This window comes from Microbacterium sp. Leaf351 (assembly GCF_001423825.1).
GTDB classification, from domain to species: Bacteria; Actinomycetota; Actinomycetes; order Actinomycetales; family Microbacteriaceae; genus Microbacterium; species Microbacterium ginsengisoli.
The window spans coordinates 289-2,996 of record NZ_LMPK01000038.1; the positions used below are offsets into that span (position 1 = coordinate 289).

General features: G+C 64.0%; 3 protein-coding genes. All 3 read right to left on the reverse strand.

Annotation, left to right across the window (positions count from 1 at the left end; all coding sequences use genetic code 11):
• The coding region (locus ASG00_RS12725; protein WP_082483248.1) for an AlbA family DNA-binding domain-containing protein at positions 1–1,252 on the reverse strand (1,252 nt) is incomplete at its 3' end.
• On the reverse strand, positions 1,252–1,485 hold the full coding sequence (locus ASG00_RS12730; protein WP_156454747.1) for a hypothetical protein: 234 nt from the start codon (positions 1,483–1,485) through the stop codon (positions 1,252–1,254). The genes ASG00_RS12725 and ASG00_RS12730, both read right to left, overlap by 1 nt.
• A 78-nt stretch (positions 1,486–1,563) precedes the next feature.
• Entirely contained in the window at positions 1,564–2,118 is a 555-nt protein-coding gene (locus ASG00_RS12735; protein ID WP_056210072.1) for a GIY-YIG nuclease family protein, read from the reverse strand.
• Between the last annotated feature and the right edge of the window lie 590 nt (positions 2,119–2,708).

The window sequence follows — 2,708 nt, forward strand, 5'->3', positions numbered from 1 at the left end:
GCGAGTCCAGCAGCTCATCCACTGGGTCGGCGGCGTCCCTCAGCAGGATGTCATCGGCGAGGACCTCAACTTCGGTCGCGTGCTCGCGTGCGAGGGACACGACGAGCGCACCGCCTCGGTTCTCATCGGCGAAGAGTCGAGCACGGGACGCGAAGACAATACCGTGGCGGAGCCACGAGGGGTACTTCTCGTCGGTCCCAAGTTGGATGGGGCGTTGGACGAGGCTCGCGAGAGCCGACCAGTCCCTCTCGCGCTCAGCAGCCGCGCCGATGAGCCACACGCGGACGAGAATCTGCTGCCAGTGTTCTGCAATCGGTATCTCGAACACATTCACGATCGTGGTCGAATATTCGCCGACGGGGCCGCCCGACTCGTAGACGCGATGAAGCGCGGAGATAACCGCGTCGAAGAGGTCGCTGCGCCCTGACCGCATCGCCTCGATGGCGACCAAAGCGAGCTTGTCGAGGACGGCGGCACGCTCATTGGGGTTCGCCGCCTGTTGATAACTGGAATCTCTCCGCGCCTCACGGATGAAGCGGTTTATTGTTGCGTCACTACCCGCGTCGATGTGTTGACGGAAGGCTTCGACGAAGGAGTCCGGGTCCATCTCCAGGAGAAGAGGCGGCAAGGACGGAGCGCCCGGGGTGGTCGAGCTGAGACCCTCCACGAACCGGCGGATGAGAAGGTCGGCGCTCTCGCGCGCCTCAGCGATGACGTTCGCTCGATACCGGCTGAGCAGGGCATCCCAATGAACGTCGGAGGCCGGGATGTTCCGCGTGCCCTCGCGGGTGTAAAGGACGCCCTGCTGGAAAACCCCCGTCTTCGTCTTGCCGTCGCCTGAGTCGTACTCGCCGACCTTGCTTACGATGACCGGCAGACCAGAGACAGACGGCGCGACATGTATGAGCACAAGTGTGCGCTCTTCGATGACGTGCGCCTGAGACGTAACTCGTGGCTGAGCAGCGATATGTCGCGCGACGAGGGCGCCCAGACTTGCGGAGTCGAACCGGGGCGCATCGAGCGGGTCACGGTCATGGGCTGGCTTGCCGTTGTCATGGGCGCCAAGCACGATAAACCCGCCCGCAGCGTTCATCATTGCGATGATGTCGAGGACAAGACCCAGTCTGTGCTTGGGAGTTTGCAGGTCGAGCGTCGCCTTAAAGTCCAGCTCGTCATGCTCAGCGCCGATCGCGAGCAACTCCAGGAGCTTCTCGCGGTCGAGCCGCCCGTCCACGACGACAGGCGATGCCATCAGGTAAGCCGCTCCGTCTCGGGCCTCTTCGCTTCACCGGACGCGGTGACTTCCGGGTTCCCATCAGCTTGCGCAATGATGACGTCCGGACGCTTGGCGTTCTTCGCCTGCTCGCCTTCAACGAACCTCCCCGTGGGGAAGCCCCGCACCTCTTCGCCGACCCTCTGTGCTGTCTCGCGGATGTCGCAGAGCACGCCGACTTCATTACGACCGGCTGTGAGACGTTTCGCCATCGAGGTACCTTCCGAGCGGGCCAGTCCCCCGATTCTATTGAGCGTTTCGGACACAATCAGGGCGAGGTGGCAGGCGCTTCAAACGACCGCGCGAGCAGTTTTTCGCGCGTCGGTCCGCCTGCCCTTCAACTCTCGGGCGAACGAGTCGGAGCGTCCGTCGATGTTGAGCGCGAGCGTCGCGTTGGCGAGAAGATCGTCCTCCACCGTCCACGGCTCAGGATGGACCACCCAGGCGATGCGGGCATGCTCGCTCATCCACCGGCTGAGCGTCGCCTCTCCGTCCGGCCCCCAGTTCGGCCGCCTCTTGTGAATGCCGAGCGTGAGGCCCAGTTCGTCCGCGAGAAGCACACCGAGTGTCAGCCGGAGTGTGGACCGTGAAGCATCGCCGGTCGCATGCCGGACGAGCCGCGGTCGGAGCAGGCTCTTGCTCGTCGAAGAGCTGGGTGCGATGCCGACATAGAGCAGTTCGAAGCCGTCAGCCTTCGCGTATGGTGCGGCCGGCACCGGGAGGCTTCCAGGCGCGAACCACCAGCAGTAGATGCCCTTCTCCTTCGGCGCCGCACTCGCGCTCACAGTGCGCGCGAGCCGCTCGGGGTGGAGGATGCGCGACGCTGTCATCGAGTAGCCAAGCATGGGTTTCACCGTAGCTGTCAGGTCAGCTCCTTTGTACGGCCGACATCCCCTCGAAAGGCGGGTCGATTAGCGCCCCCCGTGAAATCCTGGTCGCCTCCGGAAAGGCTCATCGTCAGAGGGCGCGGGATCGGCAGGTCATCGGGGACCGCGCTGTCGTCATCGGAGTGATGGTTGAGCCGAATGCTCGCCTGCCGGGCGGTCACCGTGTTGAAGAAGTCAGCAATTCCAGCGGGGCCAACCTCTGCGAAGTCACATTCCCCCGCTCGGACTTTCTCAATCGGGATGCCGAGGTCTATCGACATCCCAGGGTCGGTCATAGCCAGCCCGAGCTTCCGACTCGAATCGTTGACCGCGTGCAATGTGAGGGTTGGGGTGTCCGTCCATTCCGAGCCAGCGATCGTCCGTGGGCCAGACGTTCCTTCGACCGTGATCCCCCAAACACGGCTCCGTAGCCAGTGCGCTAGTGAGGTCGCCCGCCACTAGGACGCCCGCGCTTGTAGTGGCGGTAAAAGCGACATAGTCCGGGGGGCCCGGGGTGATCTCCTCGCCAGTCTCGGTGTTGCGCCACATCAGCGTAAGAATCGCCGAGG